This is a genomic window from Streptomyces sp. NPDC003023, assembly GCF_042888225.1.
Taxonomy (GTDB): Bacteria; Actinomycetota; Actinomycetes; order Streptomycetales; family Streptomycetaceae; genus Streptomyces.
The window spans coordinates 1-15,500 of the sequence record NZ_JBIAPL010000008.1 but is presented as its reverse complement, the minus strand read 5'-3'; the positions used below and the strand labels follow the sequence as shown (position 1 = coordinate 15,500).

Genomic DNA, 15,500 nt, shown 5'->3' with positions numbered 1-15,500 from the left:
GGGGGCGGCCTGGGAGCGGTGCACGGAGGCGCCCCGTTTCCCGCCACCCTCTTGACGTGCACCTGGCCCGACTGGCTCCATGGGAGCGCTCCCATGCTCTCTTCCGGTGCACCTCTCCTCAACGCCTCTGGAGTCGCAGTGAGAACAACACCCCGCACGGTGCCGAAGAAACCGACCGCCGTCCTGCTGACGGTCGTGGCCACCGTCCTCGGCCTGCTCGCGCTGTCCCCGGTCACCGCCCATGCCGACTCGCGGCCCACCCCCGCCGCGGCCGGCCTGCACATCAGCAACGGCCGTCTCCTCGAAGGCAACGGCAACGACTTCGTGATGCGCGGCGTCAACCACGCCCACGCCTGGTACCCGGGCGAGACCCGGTCGCTGGCCGACATCAAGGCACTCGGGGCCAACAGCGTGCGTGTCGTCCTCTCCGACGGCCACCGCTGGACCCGCAACAGCGCGGACGACGTGGCGGCAGTGATCGACGACTGCAGGACCAACCGCCTGATCTGCGTGCTGGAGGTGCACGACACCACCGGCTACGGAGAAGAAGCCGCTGCCGGCACGCTCGACCACGCGGTCGACTACTGGATCAGCCTCAAGGACGTCCTGGCCGGCGAAGAGGACTACGTCGTCGTCAACATCGGCAACGAGCCCTGGGGCAACACCGACCCGGCCGGCTGGACACAACCCACGATCGCCGCGGTCCAGAAGCTGCGCGGGGCCGGCTTCGAGCACACGATCATGGTGGACGCGCCCAACTGGGGCCAGGACTGGCAGGGCGTCATGCGGGCCAACGCCCGGACGGTGTACGAGGCCGACGTCACCGGCAACCTGATCTTCTCGATCCACATGTACAGCGTCTACGACACGGCCCAGGAGATCACCGACTACCTCGAAGGCTTCGCCGCCGCGAAACTCCCGGTTCTCATCGGTGAGTTCGGCGGCCCTGCCGACCAGTGGGGCGACCCGGACGAGGACACCGTGATGGCCACCGCCGAGCGGCTCGACCTCGGCTATCTGGCCTGGTCCTGGAGCGGCAACACCGACCCGGTCCTCGACCTCGCGATCGGCTTCGACCCGGCGCGGCTCAGCTCCTGGGGGCAGCGCATCTTCCACGGTGACGACGGGATCGCCCGGACCTCCCGTGAGGCCACGGTGTTCGGCGGCGCCGCGCCCGACACCGTGGCCCCGACCGCACCGGGCACCCCGACCGCCTCGGACCTCTCCTCCACCTCGGTCACCCTGACCTGGCCGGCCTCCACGGACGCCGTCGGCGTCACCGGCTACGAGGTGGTCCGCGTCGACGCCGCCACCGAGACCGTGGCCGCCTCCGCCACGGCCGCCGCGGTCACCGTTCCCTCCCTGAGCGCGGACACGACGTACACCTTCGCCGTGTACGCGAGGGACGCGGCCGGCAATCGCTCTCCCCGGTCCGCCACGATCACCGTCACGACCGAAGAGGGCACCGGCGTTCCAGGTGCCGGCTGCTCCGTCGCCTACCGCGGCACCAACGAGTGGCCGGGCGGTTTCCAGGGTGAGATCACCATCCGCAACACCGGTGGCGCAGCCGTCAGCGGCTGGACCCTGGGCTTCGCGTTCCCGGCCGGCCAGACCATCAGCAACATGTGGGGCGGCACCCCGACTCAAAGCGGTGCCTCTGTGACGGTCGCCGCCGCGTCGTACACCTCGACGATCCCCGCGGGCGGCTCGGTCACGGTCGGCTTCACCGGAACCACGGCCACGGCCAACCCCGCTCCGACGGCGTTCACCCTCAACGGCATCGCTTGCGCGGCTGGTTGACGGGCCCCGCTCCGGGTGACCGGCGGGGACGCGTACCCGCCGGTCACGGCTGCCTGAGATAGCCTCCGGGCATGGATTCGCGACTGGCGGCGTACGCCGTGTGCATCGAGGGAGACCGGGTGCTGCTCGCACATGCCGTGAAGCCGGGCGGTGAGATGACCTGGACTCTTCCGGGAGGCGGAGTCGAGCACACGGAGGATCCGTTCGACGCGGTGATCCGGGAAGTCGCGGAGGAGACCGGTCTGGACGCGGTGGTCGAACGCCTCCTGGGCGTGGACTCGAGGGTGGTCCCTGCTGCCGAGCGCCGCGTGCCCGGCCGGCCCGAACTGCACAACGTCGGCATCTTCTACCGGGTTCGCGTCACCGGAGGCCGCCTGCGTCCGGAACCGAACGGCGAGACCGCCGAATCTCTCTGGACCCCGATCCCCGAGGTCGCACGCCTGCACCGGTCGTCGCTGGTCGACATCGGCCTGGCCCTGGCCCGATCCGTTCCGGCGACCGGTCATGTGGCCGCGGTCCCTGTGGGCGGCCTGATCCGGCACTGAGGTGTGGCCGCAGCCGTCCGCGCGCCGGGTGCGGCCCCGACAGGGTCACGGCCACGAGGCGGCGGACCGCGGCCTTGGAGCGCGGCGTCCTGGCGGCGGTGAGCGCGTGCAGGCAGCGGCCGGCCGGCTCGGCCGGCCGCGACGTCGTCACGCAGTTCGCCGGTCCGTGTTTCGTCTCCGGCCATCTCGGTCCTGATGGGCCCGAGCGGTTTCGCGCTCTCCCGAGGAGCGGCTCTTCCCGCCTCGCACGAGCCGTACGGCCGCGGGGCCACATGTTGCCTAGCTTACCCCCTGGGGGTATGTTGAGTCTCACACCCCAGGGGTACCCCCTAGGGGTATCGAGCCCAAGGGAGAAACGATCATGTCAACGGTCAACCCCCGGCGGTGGTGGGCGCTCGTCGTGCTCGCGGCCGCCCAGTTCATGGTGATCATGGACACCTCGATCATCGGGGTCGCGCTCCCCGAGATGCAGAAGGACCTCGGCTTCTCGCAGGGCGAGCTGCAGTGGGTCTTCAACGCCTACGTCATCGCCTTCGGCGGACTGCTGCTGCTCGGCGGACGGCTTTCCGACCTGCTCGGCGCCCGCAAGGTGTTCAACGCCGGCTGGGTCGTCATGATCGCCGGATCGGTCGTCGCCGCGGCCGCGCAGACCGCGTGGGTCGAGGTCGTCGGCCGCGCGGTCCAGGGTGTCGGCGGGGCGCTCATCGCGCCCGCCGCGATGACACTGCTGATGATGCTCTTCGGTCACAACCCGAAGGAGCTCGGCAAGGCGATGGCCCTGTACGGTGCCGCCGCTCCCGCGGGCGGTACGGCGGGTGTGTTCCTCGGCGGCGTCTTCACCGAGTGGCTGAGCTGGCCGTGGGTGTTCATCATCTACGTCCCGATCGGCCTGGCCACCCTTGCCGCCACCGGGCTGCTGCCGTCCGTCGCGGGCCGTCGTGGCTCGGTCGACGTCCTGGGCGCTGTGGCGGTCACCGCAGGTCTGGCGCTCACGGTCTTCGCGGTCGTCCGGGCGCCGGAGGCGGGCTGGGGCTCGACCGGCACCGTCCTGCAACTGGCCGCCGCCGCCGCGCTGCTGATGCTGTTCTTCGTGATCCAGAGGTCGGTGCGTCAGCCGCTCATGCCGCTCGCCATCTGGCGTGTGCCGCGTCTCGGTTCGGCCAACCTGGCCATGACCCTGCTGGGCGCCGCGTGGATTCCGATGTGGTACTTCCTCAACCTCTACCTCCAGCAGGTCCTCGGTTACGGCGCCTTCGCCTCGGGCGCGGCGCTGCTGCCCATGACGGTGCTCCTCATGATCTTCATGACGGCCGTCACGGCCAGGCTGATGGGCAGGTTCGGGGCCAAGCCGCTGATCGCGGGTGGTTTGCTGGTCCTGGCCGCCGGTCTGCTGTGGCTCTCGGCCGTGGAGCCGACCGGCACGTTCCTGGTCGACGTCCTGCCCGCGTCGCTCGTCGCCGCGCTCGGCATGTCGCTCGCCTACATCCCGGCCATGATGGCCGCCATGTCCGGGGCACCGCAGGAGCAGGCGGGTCTCGCGTCCGGCATCGTCAACACCACCTACAACGCCGGTTCGGCCCTCGGTCTGGCCGCGCTGACCGCACTCGCCATGTCCCAGGGAGCCGGTGAGCTCGGCAACCTGCCCGCTCTCACCGACGGCTTCTCCTCCGCGTTCGTGGGTGCCGCTGTGATCGCCGCGATCGGTGGCGTCGTCACGCTGCTGGTCATGCGCGGCGAGAAGGCCGCCGCGGCGGCTGCCGCGCAGGCCGAGGCCGCTCCGGCCGCGCGCGGCGAGCAGGTCGGCGCGTAGCGGGAATGGATGCCCTGCGGCCGGACGATTTGTGTACCAGCGGGGGGTATGGCGGGGCCACTTCGCACATACCCCCCGGGTGTACGACCCTCTCGGGCGGCAGGGCTTGAGGTTTATACCCCCCGGGGGTATGTTTGGCAGTGGAAGAACCTCCAGCGGTCTTCGATGAAGGGGCAGGTCATGAACACAGGTCTCAGGATCACGGCATTCGCGGCGGCGCTCGCGGCGACGTTCGGTACGGCGTACGGAGTGGGGAGCGCCGTGGACCCGGTCGTCGCGAAGAAGGACACTGCCGGGCACGGTGGGCACGAGGCCGGTGCCGGCACTGATGCGGGCCACGACGGGACGGGAGTCGGTGAGACACCACCACCCGGCGGTCTCCAGATCGCGGACCAGGGCTTCGCCCTCGATCTCAAGACCCCCCGCGTCGAGGCGGGCAGGACGGCCGAACTCCGCTTCGCGGTCGTCGACGAGGGTGCCGGCCGCAACGTCACCGACTTCCGCCGCGAGCACGGCAAGGAGCTCCATCTGATCGTCGCGTCGCGCGATCTGACGACGTACCGCCATCTGCACCCGGTGCGTGCCGCCGACGGCACCTGGTCGACCCCGGTCGAGCTGCCGAAGGCCGGTGGATACCGCGTCTTCGCCGACTTCGCGCCCGAGGCGAAGAACACGGGCGGCCTCACCCTGGGCGCCGACCTCGCCGTGTCCGGCACGTCGAAGCCGGAGCCGCTGCCCCGTTCCGAGCGGAAGGTGAGCGTCGACGGATACGAGGTGACCCTGGGCGGCGACCTGCGGCCCGGTGCCGGCAGTGAGCTGAAGCTGAGCGTCGCCAAGGACGGCAGGCCCGTCACCGACCTGCAGCCCTATCTTGGCGCGTACGGACACCTCGTCGCACTGCGCTCCGGAGACCTCGCCTACCTGCACGTCCACCCGAACGGCGAGCCCGGCGACGGGAGGACGAAGCCCGGCCCGGAGATCTCCTTCACCGCGACCGCCCCCAGCAAGGGCTCGTACCGCCTCTTCCTCGACTTCCAGCACGAAGGCAAGGTCCGCACCGCGGCGTTCACCGTGACGACCGGTGGGTCCGCGGCGCAGGAGCCGCAGACCGAGGGGCACGAGTCCTCGGGACACGACCACTGATGAGTGTGGTCGAAGCCCCAAGTCCCCGGCCGGGCCGGCTTCCGCCTCGCAGGGGGCGGCGGCTGTGGAGGCCTTGGAGTGTCGACGCCGAAGGGGCGGACCGCAGCGGTCCGCCCCTTCGGCGATTCCCGGCTCGCGCGCGCGAGGACCTGCGGCTTCCCGGTGCCTGTGACGGGTGGACGGGAGCCGCCGGACCGTCAGGGAGCGATCCCCACGCCGTCGACGTGGCTCCACGCCTTCTCCTGCGCGGCGGTCATGGCGGGCCAGTCGAACCCGCCCGGCCGGGGCCGGACCCGTGAGGCGTACGGCGCGGGTCGGAAGGCGGGGTCGTAGAAGCAGCCGCTGTCGTTGATCCGTTCGAAAGCGGGGCAGGCGGCCGCCACGGAGTGCGGGGTCGGCTTGCGGCCGGAGCGCACCCATGTGTCCAGCGCGGCAATGGAGTTGGCGTACTCGGCCTGGCTCAGCCCGCTGTGCTCCGTCTCCCTCGTGAACGTCTGAACGAGGTACTCGTCCCGGCCGGCGCCCTGGAGCGTGGCGCGGTAGGCCGCCTCGTGCTCGATGAAGGCGGTCGGGTCGTCGATCGCGTGCAGCGTCAGGACCGGCACGGAGACGGTGCCGGTGAGGTCGCTGTCGTACGAGAGATCGCGGCGCGCGGCGGGGTCGGCCGAGAACCGTTCGACGCCGGCGTTGAGCGCCTCGTCGTCGTGCGACCCCGAGTACCGCACGCCCATGTTGCTGAACGGGTTGCGGCCGCCGAGCCGGTTCGTGACGATGTCGCGGAACGTGAAGGTGGCGAACCGGAGGTGCGACTCGAGCGTGCGCTCGGGGACACGGGTGACGGCGAGGATGTCGTCGAGGTTGCGCTGCTGCAGCGAGGTCCGGTCCGCGGGGGCGGAGGCGTAACCCGTGCACTCCTGCAGACGCGCGCGAAGACCGGTGCTCGTCATGGTGGAGCCGGCGCGGAGCCCCTGCCACAGGGGGTACTGCGGTTCGGTCGGCCGTGGGTGATTGCGGCAGTAGTACTGGTAGACCACCCTGAGGTCGACGCGGTAGTCGTAGCCGCGCGACCCGCCCCCGAGGACACCGTTGGTCAGCAGCACGCCGTCGTAACGGTCCGTGGCGGCGGCATGGGTTTCGGCGACCTTGGCGGCCACGTTGCCGCCCCAGGACTGACCGTGCGCATACGTGCGTTCCGGTTTGCCGAACCGGGAGACGAACAGGCGGCGCACGTTCTCGGTGTCGGCGGCGGCCATCCTGGTTCCGTAGCCGCCGCGGCGGTAGGAGGAACCGGCCCAGGCGTAGCCCTCCTCGACCATCACCGCCCAGCGGTCCAGGTCGTCCGTGCTGCGGGACGGATCCGAGGCGGCACCGAGATCGGGCCCGCCGTGGGCGTGCACGACGAGGGAACCGTTCCAGCGCGTGGGGACCGCGATCGCGTAGTGGGCCCCGTTGGCGTCCTGGCCGGTGTAGCAGGTCGCCTTTCCGGCGAGGGCCGGCGGGCAGTCGGCGACCGTGGGAGACGTGGGAGAGTTGGGAGAGTTGGGAGAGGCGGAAGGCGCGGAGCCGGCGCCGGAGGCGGGCGCGTTGCCGAGCGTGCCGAGGGTGATCGCCGCGAGCACGGCAGCCAGGACTGCTGAACGGCGTCCACGGGGCGGCCGCCGCCGGGCGGCGGCCGCGGGTGCGTCAAAGGTGTTCAAGGACGGGCTCCCTGTATCTGTATCTCTGTGCTGTGTGTGCTGTGCGTTCTGTGCGAACGCGCGCCGAGAGTCGGGATAGTAGGAAGCGGTCGACGGTGAGACCATGCCTTCGATCATTGCGTTCATAGTGTTCGCCGATGGGGGACCGGGCGGCGGCGTGGACTCCCGGGTGGAACGGCCGACGGCCCGGACCCGATGGGCCGGGCCGTCGGAAGCGGTCGGAGCGTCCGGCCGAACCAGCCGGACGGCCGGTCCGGATCGCCGGCCGGTCCGGCGCTACGGTCGCTGGGTGAGGCGGAAGCTCTGTGCCGAAGAGCCGTCGCAGGCCCGCTGCTCCAGCTGTGTCCCGCCCGGAGCTCCGGCCAGGGCGCTGAGGCAGTGACCGCTGTGCCGGGCGGTGAAGCGGTAGAGGCCGGACGCCTCGCGTGCCACCCTCCACTGCTGGTTGTGGCCCCCGGCGCAGCTCCACAGTGGCAGCGGGGCGTTCACCGCCGTCGACACCCCGGTCACGTCGATGACCTGCTGAGCACTGTTGCGCACCCCGATCCGGTAGTGGCCGGTGTCCGTGGCCCGGAACTGGAACTGCTGCGCCACCGTGTCGTTGCAGGCGTACTGCTGCACGGCGGTGCCGTTGGCCGTGCCGGCGGCCCGGGCGTCGACGCACAGCCCGTTCGCACCGTCCGCCAGCGAGTACCAGGCCGTCTCGGAGACCGGGTCCTGCGGAGCGGGGCCGCTTTCCACGCCGCCCAGCCACTTCAGGCCGTCGAGCAGGAGCCGGTTCTGGGTCGCGCTCGCGAAGGTCGAGGAGAGCCGCGTGTTCGACGCGTAGTCCATGGCGTTGTGGCCGAAGTTGGCGTAGAGCATGCGGTAGGAGGTGTTGGTCCACACGATGGGGTGGTCGCCGCTGTACCAGGACTGGTTCGGATCGGTGCCGAGCGGGAAGCTCACCGGATCGACCGAGGCGAGGACCCGGATCGCCGGGTTGTTCCGCAGGTTCTTCGACCAGCTGTACCACTCGCTGACCGACGAGGTCCATGTCGTCGGCAGTCCGGCCGCCGCCGGATGGTCGGCGTTCTCCGTGCGCAGCACCGCCGTGGTCGGACCCCAGGTGTTCGACCGGAAGTTGCCGCTGCCGAGGAACTTTCCTGCTGCGGGTCAGCGTGGGGCGCTGGACGAAGACGGTCCGATCCGGCCGCCGGCGGAGGGTCGGTGCGCCGGTGCGGAGGTTCGCCGTCGGCAACGGCCGGCACAACTGGTACGGCGCGGCTGCCCGTTGGCGGTCGAGAGCGACATGGAACCCCCCGAGTCATGGATGTGAACGCAGTGCGCCTCGTTGACCGGTGAACCTAAAGGTCTGAACCAGGCGCGTCAAGATGTGCGTGCAAGATCTGAAGGCACGTGCCGCGGTGCCCGAGGTCGCGCCGTGCCCGCCGCGGGGGCGTGGCCCTGAAATCGGCCACTTGGCAGCCGAGTTCGGCGAGAAGCGGTGGATGTCACCGGGGTGCGGGTGTGATCTCCTGCCTCCACCTCTTGAAGGGGTCGGCAACTTCGCGCTCAGGCTGTGGAGTTGTGTCAGGGTGCCCGGCGTGCCGGTCGGCCCCTGGCCTGTCCGGCCGTCCCGCGGCGTGCGACTGTGCGGTGACGTTCCGGCGCAAAACTGGTGTGGGCATGTCAAGCTGATGCCGTCCCGCCTGCCCCCACACCGCAGTTCAGGAGGACCCCGTGAAACTCCGTAACCGGTTCCGTCAGGGCTCACTCGCCCTCGGCAGTGCCGTCGCGCTGGTCGTCGCTCTCCCGGGCAGCGCCTTCGCCGCCCCGCCGCAGGCGCTGCCCGCCAACGCGGACGGGCTGGAACAGACCTTCCAGCCTGCCTTCGACTACGACACGGACGGCTGCTACCCCACCCCCGCCATCGGGCCCGACGGGACAACAGCCCCCGGCCTCAACACGAGTGGGGCCGTCAACGGCCAGTGCCGGGACGCCTGGGACCTCGACAACACCAACGGATACGCGCGCTACAAGTGCAACAACGGCTGGTGCGCCATCATGTACGGGCTCTACTTCGAGAAGGACCAGGCGGTGGCCGGCAGCGGGCTCGGCGGGCACCGGCACGACTGGGAGCACGTCGTGGTCTGGGTGCAGAACAACGAGGCGAAGTACGTCTCCACCTCCGCGCACGGCAACTTCGACATTTACAGCCGTGACCGGATCCGGTGGGACGGCACCCACCCCAAGGTCGTCTACCACAAGGACGGCCCGGGCACGCACTGCTTCCGTCCCGCGAACTCCAACGACGAGCCCCCGGAGAACCACTACCACGGGTGGCAGTTCCCCGATCTGGTCGGCTGGAACGGCTACCCCTCCGGCCTCCGTGACAAGCTGAGCCAGGCCGACTTCGGCAGCGCCGTCTTCGGCCTGAAGGACGGAAACTTCGACTACCACCTCGAGAAGGCCAAGCCCTCCGGCATTCCCTTCGACCCCAACGCCTGACGAGCGGACGCCGCGGAGGCCGCGGAGGCCGGCGGGCGCGAGGGCGCAGTGGCGCGTGACCGGGAGTCCTCCCGGAACCCGTTCTCCGCGCTCGGGCCGTTCTCCGTGCCGCGCTGTTCTCCGCGCTCGTGCCGCGTCGTTCTCCGCGTCGTTCTCCGTCAGGGACGCGCGGCTCCCGCGTGCCGCTGACGGAGAGCGTGGCGGACGTGCCCGATCACGAGAAATAGGACTCGAGGGTGCCGCGGCGCCGGGTGTCGAGCGTGGCGCAGTGGAAGGAGCCGCCGAACGGTGCGTAGTGCAGCAGGTCGCACGGGATCGGCTCGAAGCCCCACTGTTCGAGCGCCCGCAGCATGCCGGTGTGGTGCCTCTCCGCGATCACCCGCTTCTCGTCCAGCATGAGGACGTTCATGCTGAGCCACTTGCCGCACATCGAGGTGATCCTGAGCATGCGGTCGTCGATCGGGTCCGGCTCGGGGGCGACCAGGATGTCCCACGAACTCAGCACGTCGGGCAGGTGGTCGACGTCGACGTACTCCGGATTGACCAGCGCCTTGCCCGGTGCGAGCGGGATGAACGTCGTGTCGATGTGCATCGGTGTGCGGCAACGGCTGGTGATCTCGTGGATGCGGTAGCCGGGCCCGAGGTGGCGGCGCAGCCAGTCGATGCCCATCCGGTTGGTCACGTTGCTGCGGGTCACGAACAGATCGCGTCCCGCGCGGACGAAGTCCGCGGCGTCGAAGACCGGCTCGAACTCGGTGAGGATGTGGCGCATCGGCTCGCCGGGCCGGGGAGGCCGGAAACCCGGTTCGAACAGTTCGTCGGTGAGCTCCGGCCTCGGCGCCGCCGTCCAGCGCGCCCCGCGCCGGAAGTAGTCCTTGAGGATGCCGCGGTAGGAGTGTGTCTCGAAGTAGCGGCACGGCCATGCCATCGGGGTCTCGATGATCTCGTCGCCGATCACGAGCAGGCTGTCCCGCGGACAGGTGTTGCAGAAGCCGCGCGACGACCAACCGGGGGTTCTGAAGCGCTTCCTGTGGTCGGCCTTGTCGGGGCGTCTGACCGTGACGCCGAGGGACTCCAGGAGCGCGACGAACTCGTCGAGTTCGTGCTGTGCCCGCTCCACCAAGGGGCGCGGATACCTGAATCCCGCGGCGAGCCCCTGCAGTCGCGCCGCCCACGGTGGGATGTTGCAGGTGACCACCGGATGGCTGGAGGGGATCGTCGCGCCGTCGAGGCGCCCGACGATGATCTCTTCCAGCGGGTCCCACTCGTTGTGTGACCCGACCGGCGGGGCGGGGTGCTCTTTGACGCCGGGAGCCTCGGCCGTCGGCGCGGCCATCACACGTACCTTCCGCAAAGGCGCCGTTGCCCGCCGCCAGACCCGGGAACAAGGACCTCTGCCGTACCGCCACACGTATCGCGCTCGCTCATCGCGGTCCAGTTTCGTGTTTCCAGCGGTGGCGGGGACGGCGACACGCCGCGTGTTCGCGTGCGCGGGCGGGTTCAGGTCTCCGGACCGGGCCGGGCAGCGGGGTCGACGAACGGCCGGGCTGCCGCGGTGAGCCGTGCGGTCAGCCGCCGGGCTCGTCCGCGTGCCAGGGGGCGCCGGCCCGGGTGGCGCGGGCGTCGGCGGCGGTCCGCAAGGCGTGTACCGACGCGTCCACGGTGTCCCGCACGACGCCGAGGTAGTGGTGACCCGTCATGTGGCACCAGGCCGGCAGATCGAGCGGTGCGGCGGGGTCGGTGGCGACGATGTGCACGACGGTGCCCGGTGGTGCGCCTTCGATCTCCTTTCGGAGACGGAGGAGGAGAGTGACGCAGAGAAGTCCGGTGCCGTCGACGGTGAGGTCCGGCGCGTGGGTGTCCGGCGCGTGGGTGTCCGACGCGGTGATGTCCGGTGCGGGGGTGTCCGGTGCGGGGGTGTCGGGGCTCGTGGGGTTCATCGGCGGTAGGCGGTGGCGGCGACGACGGGCAGGAGGGCGACGGAGAGAACGCCGCCGGTGAGGGCGAGGGCGGGGTAGCTGGTGGCGGCGACCATGATGCCGGAGGCCATGCCGCCAGTGGCTCCGGCGATGGCGATGGAGACGTCGACCAGCCCTTGGGTCCTGGCGCGGGTGGCCAGCGGCACGCTGTCGGTGATGATCGCGGTGCCGGACACGAGGCCGAAGTTCCAGCCCAGACCGAGCAGGGCGAGCGCGAGCGCGAGGAGGGCGACGGAGTCGCCGGGCGCGGCGGCGGCGAGTACGCCGGAGGCCAGGAGGGTGATGCCGGCGGCGCCGGCGATCTTCATGCGGCCGTAGCGGTCGACGAGCCAGCCGGTGAGCGGGGACGGCAGGTACATCGCGCCGATGTGGATGGCGATGACGAGGCCGGAGGCGGCGGTGCCGTGGCCGTGGTCGTGCATGTGGACCGGCGTCATCGTCATGATCGCGACCATGACGAGCTGCGTGAGGACCATGACCAGGGCGCCGAGGGTCACCACGTTTCCGCGACCCTCGTACGTGTCGGTGCTGACGTCGGAGGCGGCCGGGCCGGCCGCGGCGTCGGCTTCCTCGGCCTGGGCGACGGCGCGGGCCACGAGCAGCGGGTCGGGCCGTAGCCAGAGGGCGAGGACGAGTGCGGCGAGCGCGTAGGCGGCGCCGGAGAGGATGAACGGCCCGGCGAGCTCGGGGATGCCGAGATGTTCGGCGAAGGCGCCGGTGGGCGCGGCGAGATTGGGGCCGGCGACGCCGCCGAAGGTGGTGGCGACCAGGACGGTGGAGACCGCCCGGGCCCGGTGGCCGGGGGCGGCGAGGTCGGCTCCGGCGTACCGGGCCTGGAGGTTGGTGGCGGTGCCCGCGCCGTAGACGAACAGGGCGATGAACAGCAGGACCGGGTTGTCCAAAACGGCGGCGACGATGACGCCGGCCGAGCCGGCGGCGCCGGCGAGGTAGCCGGTCGCGAGGCCGGGGCGGCGGCCTCGGGCCTGGGAGATGCGGCCGACGGCGACGGCGGCGAGAGCGGATCCGGCGGTGAACAGAGCACTGGGCAGCCCGGCGAGGCTGGTCGAGCCGAGCATGTCCTGGGCGAGCAGGGCGCCGACGGTGACGCCTGCGGCAAGCCCGGCGCCGCTGAGGACCTGCGAGGCGACCAGGACGCGCAGGATCCTGGGCTGTGCCTGGGTGGGGTCGGGTATGGAAGCCGTCGTGCTCGTGGGCGCGGTGCTGGTCATGTCTCTTTTCCGGAGCGGCGGTGGAGGTGAGGGGACCGGCGGGGTGTGCCTGGCCGGTCACGACCGGAGGGGGCCGGCATCGGCCCGGCGCCGGATGGACGGCGCTGCGGGTCGGTGCGACGGGATGGGTTCAGTCGGCTTGGAGGGCCGGGGCGAGGTCGGCGACGAGGTCGTAGGCGGCTTCGAGTCCGACGGACGGACGGACCGCGCTGTCGGCGATGCCGCGGTTCCTGCGCCGTCCGTCACGGGGAAGAGGCGTGCTGCGGGCCCGGTCCCGGATGCGGCGGGAGCCCGCCCTCCGGGGCGGTCACGCCAGGTCCGAGGCGTCGACGGGCAGCTCCGAGGCGTCGACGGGCAGCTCCGACAGGCGCCACTCGAGCATGCCGTCGTTGAGGCGGATCGCGCGGCGTCCGCGGTCGGTCAGCAGCCGCACGGCGTCGTAGGCCATGACGCAGTACTCGCCGCGGCAGTAGACGACGATCTCCAGGTCCTCGGGCAGCTCGTTGATCCGGTCGGCGAGCTCGTCGACCGGGATGCAGAGGGCACCGGGGATGTGCCCGGCCCGGTACTCCTCCACCGGCCGAACGTCCAGCACGACGATGTCACCGGCGGTGATCCGGCCCCGCAGCTCCTCACGGTTGAGCTCGACGGCGCTGTCCTCGCCGAGGTAGGCGTCCCGAGCCGCGGGTACGGCGGCCTGGTGGCGGTCGGCCACCTTGCGCAGCAGGGCCAGGAGCTGGGCGACGTCGTCGCCGGCGAGCCGGTAGTGGATGCGCACGCCTTCGCGGCGGGTGGCGACGAAACCGGCCTGCTTGAGGGTCTGCAGGTGCGCAGAGGCAGTGGTCAGGTTCAGCCCGGCCGCCTTCGCCAGCGCGTCGACCGTACGCTCGCCCTGGGCGAGCAGATCCAGCAGTTCCAGACGTTTTCCGCTGGCCAGCGCCTTGCCGCTGGCCGCGAACGCGTCGTACAGCCGCGCCTTCGTCGCACTCTTCGGGTTCTCCGACATGGCTTCCTCCATAAATCCATGGATTACTGTAGTGGAGTCCGGAGGGAGTGACCACACGCCCCCGTTCCCGGGAACACGGCCATGTCGCGGAGCCGGCGCGTTCCAGGAGGCCGGCGGCGGTCATGGCGTGCTCACCGTGCCCACCGCAGGACCGCCGTTCCACGGTCCTGCGGACCGGTACCTTTCTTGTCGAACGCACGTCATGTACCTGGGAATGAGGAATCCGTGTTCGCGCTGCCGCTCACCGACGACGCCCAGCTCCGCCCCCTGGAGCCCTGGCAGGCGCAGGAGTTCCTCGATCACATGAACCGTGCCCGGCCCTACGTGAACCCGTGGATTCCCTGGGCGACTCTCAGCACCGACCTCGCCTCGGCCGCCGCGACGCTCCAGCGCTACGCGGACGGGCAGGCCGCGGACAGCCGCCGCCTCTACGGGATATGGCTCGAGGGAACCCTGGTCGGTGGCGTCATGTTCACGAACTTCGACGCCGCGTCGGGAGTCTGTGAGATCGGCTGCTGGCTGGAGGAGGACGCGGCAGGCCGCGGGCTGGTCAACCGGGCATGCCGAGTGCTGATCGACTGGGCGTTCGCCGAGCGCGGTATGAGCCGCGTCGAATGGTGGGTCGGGTCGGGCAACATCCGCAGCATCGAGGCCGCGCGCCGGCTCGGGATGACCCGCGAGGGCGTGCTCCGGCAGCGCTATCCGTACCGCGGGACGCGGCAGGACAGCGAGGTCTGGGCGGTCCTCTCCGAGGAGTGGCCCGCCGGGCGCGAGGCGGGCACGTCGGACGTCAGAGAACGGTAACGACTTGGGGAGCGATAGAGGCGGGCCCCCGGCCATGACGTGAAGGCGGCCGTCCCATGCTGCTCCTCCAGCACCCCACCCGGTGATAGACGCGGTCCGAAAACGCCTGGACCGTCAGACCCGCCTCGGCCATGCTCCTCACGTGACCACCTACCTCGAGTCCGAGCGCCTGACTCTGCGCCCTTTCGCCGCCGCCGACGCGGACCTGCTGATCGAGCTGGACAGCGACCCGGCGGTGATGCGCTACCTGACCGGCGGCGCTCCGACTCCGCCGGAGGAGGTCCGCGACCTCGCCATCCCCAGCATCCTCGCCGGCTACGAGCGCTGGGATCACGACCTCGGCCTGTTCGCCGCCAACGAGAAGGACGGCGGCGCGTTCGTCGGCTGGTTCTGCCTGCGTCCGCTCCGCAGCGGCCCGCGTGAGGAGGCCGAACTCGGCTACCGCCTGCGCCGGGCGGCCTGGGGCCGGGGCTACGCCACGGAGGTCTCGCAGGCGCTGCTGGCGAAGGGGTTCGCCGAGCTTGGGATCCGCATGGTCTGGGCCGAGACGATGACCGTGAACCGCCCTTCGCGCAACGTCATGGAGAAGCTCGGGATGACGCTCGCGGAGAGCATCCCCACACCGGAGGACATGATGGCGGTTGAGGGTTCCGAGCACGGGGGTGTGCGGTACGAGATCACGAAGGATCAGTGGGAGCGGCGGCAGGCGTAGGCGGCGCGAGGCGCGACACCCGTGGATGTTATGTCATCAGCCCGCGCGGCCTTGTCTCATCGTGCCCCATCGGGCATATCCCGACAGCATCTTGCCGAACTCGTCGCTGAGCTCGCCCCGGCATGGGAGGCGCAGCAGGAGTCTGCGCTGGAGGAGCGGCGCGGCGGGGCGCGCCCCCCCCCCGCCCGGGGGGGCCCCCCCCCCCGGCGGGGGGTGGTCGCCCCCGTGGTGGGGGCCCAGGCGCCCGTGCGACACCCACAACACCCCACCGCCCCGGCGGTGGGG

General features: G+C 71.1%; 12 protein-coding genes and 1 pseudogene. 7 read left to right on the top strand and 6 right to left on the bottom strand.

The genetic code is table 11. The annotated features are described in order from the left end of the window. Positions 1–138 precede the first annotated feature (138 nt). The 4 genes from ACFYV1_RS24665 (at position 139) to ACFYV1_RS24650 (ending at position 5,298) form a co-directional block, all read left to right on the top strand. On the top strand, positions 139–1,800 hold the full coding sequence (locus tag ACFYV1_RS24665; RefSeq protein WP_389397735.1) for a cellulase family glycosylhydrolase: 1,662 nt from the start codon (positions 139–141) through the stop codon (positions 1,798–1,800). Between the two features lie 71 nt (positions 1,801–1,871). Then, a complete protein-coding gene (locus tag ACFYV1_RS24660) occupies positions 1,872–2,345 on the top strand; it encodes an NUDIX domain-containing protein (RefSeq protein ID WP_389397734.1) in 474 nt (157 codons plus the stop codon). A 361-nt stretch (positions 2,346–2,706) separates the two neighbouring features. After that, entirely contained in the window at positions 2,707–4,155 is a 1,449-nt protein-coding gene (locus ACFYV1_RS24655; RefSeq protein WP_389397732.1) for an MFS transporter, read from the top strand. Between the two features lie 180 nt (positions 4,156–4,335). Then, positions 4,336–5,298: a hypothetical protein gene (locus ACFYV1_RS24650; RefSeq protein ID WP_389397731.1), complete on the top strand. Its 963-nt coding sequence runs from the start codon at positions 4,336–4,338 to the stop codon at positions 5,296–5,298. A 197-nt stretch (positions 5,299–5,495) separates the two neighbouring features. Here the strand turns inward: ACFYV1_RS24650 and ACFYV1_RS24645 are convergent, their stop codons facing one another. Both ACFYV1_RS24645 and ACFYV1_RS24640 read right to left on the bottom strand, forming a co-directional pair. Then, a complete protein-coding gene (locus tag ACFYV1_RS24645; RefSeq protein ID WP_389397729.1) occupies positions 5,496–6,995 on the bottom strand; it encodes an alpha/beta hydrolase family protein in 1,500 nt (499 codons plus the stop codon). Between the two features lie 276 nt (positions 6,996–7,271). Continuing rightward, positions 7,272–8,138, bottom strand: a pseudogene (locus tag ACFYV1_RS24640) (RICIN domain-containing protein); the annotation flags it as partial. A gap of 579 nt (positions 8,139–8,717) precedes the next feature. On the opposite strand from ACFYV1_RS24640, the gene ACFYV1_RS24635 reads away from it, so the two are divergent. Beyond that, positions 8,718–9,485 carry an NPP1 family protein gene (locus tag ACFYV1_RS24635; protein ID WP_389397728.1) on the top strand — a complete coding sequence of 256 codons (768 nt, stop codon included), beginning with the start codon at positions 8,718–8,720 and terminating at the stop codon, positions 9,483–9,485. 214 nt (positions 9,486–9,699) lie between these two features. On the opposite strand, the gene ACFYV1_RS24630 is transcribed toward ACFYV1_RS24635, so the two are convergent. The 4 genes from ACFYV1_RS24630 to ACFYV1_RS24615 form a co-directional block, all read right to left on the bottom strand. Further along, positions 9,700–10,821, bottom strand: coding sequence for an amidinotransferase (locus tag ACFYV1_RS24630; protein WP_389397727.1), 1,122 nt, complete (start codon positions 10,819–10,821; stop codon positions 9,700–9,702). 232 nt (positions 10,822–11,053) lie between these two features. Continuing rightward, a complete protein-coding gene (locus ACFYV1_RS24625; protein WP_389397726.1) occupies positions 11,054–11,425 on the bottom strand; it encodes a sulfurtransferase TusA family protein in 372 nt (123 codons plus the stop codon). Next, positions 11,422–12,693, bottom strand: coding sequence for an MFS transporter (locus tag ACFYV1_RS24620; protein ID WP_389397725.1), 1,272 nt, complete (start codon positions 12,691–12,693; stop codon positions 11,422–11,424). Before ACFYV1_RS24620 ends, ACFYV1_RS24625 begins: the two co-directional genes overlap by 4 nt. A gap of 307 nt (positions 12,694–13,000) precedes the next feature. Beyond that, positions 13,001–13,699, bottom strand: a complete 699-nt coding sequence (locus ACFYV1_RS24615; protein ID WP_389397724.1) for an ArsR/SmtB family transcription factor — start codon at positions 13,697–13,699, stop codon at positions 13,001–13,003. Positions 13,700–13,924: 225 nt separating this feature from the next. Between ACFYV1_RS24615 and ACFYV1_RS24610 the strand changes: the two genes are divergently transcribed. Next, positions 13,925–14,503: a GNAT family N-acetyltransferase gene (locus tag ACFYV1_RS24610; RefSeq protein ID WP_389397723.1), complete on the top strand. Its 579-nt coding sequence runs from the start codon at positions 13,925–13,927 to the stop codon at positions 14,501–14,503. 142 nt (positions 14,504–14,645) lie between these two features. Beyond that, positions 14,646–15,215 (top strand): GNAT family N-acetyltransferase, encoded by a 570-nt coding sequence (locus tag ACFYV1_RS24605; protein ID WP_047181899.1) that lies wholly within the window; start codon positions 14,646–14,648, stop codon positions 15,213–15,215. The last annotated feature ends 285 nt before the right edge of the window (positions 15,216–15,500 follow it).

Excerpts from the sequence above, each read along its gene's own strand:
- ACFYV1_RS24660 (WP_389397734.1), top strand. The coding sequence starts at position 1,872 with ATGGATTCGCGACTGGCGGCGTACGCCGTGTGCATCGAGGGAGACCGG.
- ACFYV1_RS24655 (WP_389397732.1), top strand. The coding sequence starts at position 2,707 with ATGTCAACGGTCAACCCCCGGCGGTGGTGGGCGCTCGTCGTGCTCGCG.
- ACFYV1_RS24650 (WP_389397731.1), top strand. The coding sequence starts at position 4,336 with ATGAACACAGGTCTCAGGATCACGGCATTCGCGGCGGCGCTCGCGGCG.
- ACFYV1_RS24630 (WP_389397727.1), bottom strand. The coding sequence starts at position 10,821 with ATGGCCGCGCCGACGGCCGAGGCTCCCGGCGTCAAAGAGCACCCCGCC.
- ACFYV1_RS24625 (WP_389397726.1), bottom strand. The coding sequence starts at position 11,425 with ATGAACCCCACGAGCCCCGACACCCCCGCACCGGACACCCCCGCACCG.
- ACFYV1_RS24620 (WP_389397725.1), bottom strand. The coding sequence starts at position 12,693 with ATGACCAGCACCGCGCCCACGAGCACGACGGCTTCCATACCCGACCCC.
- ACFYV1_RS24615 (WP_389397724.1), bottom strand. The coding sequence starts at position 13,699 with ATGTCGGAGAACCCGAAGAGTGCGACGAAGGCGCGGCTGTACGACGCG.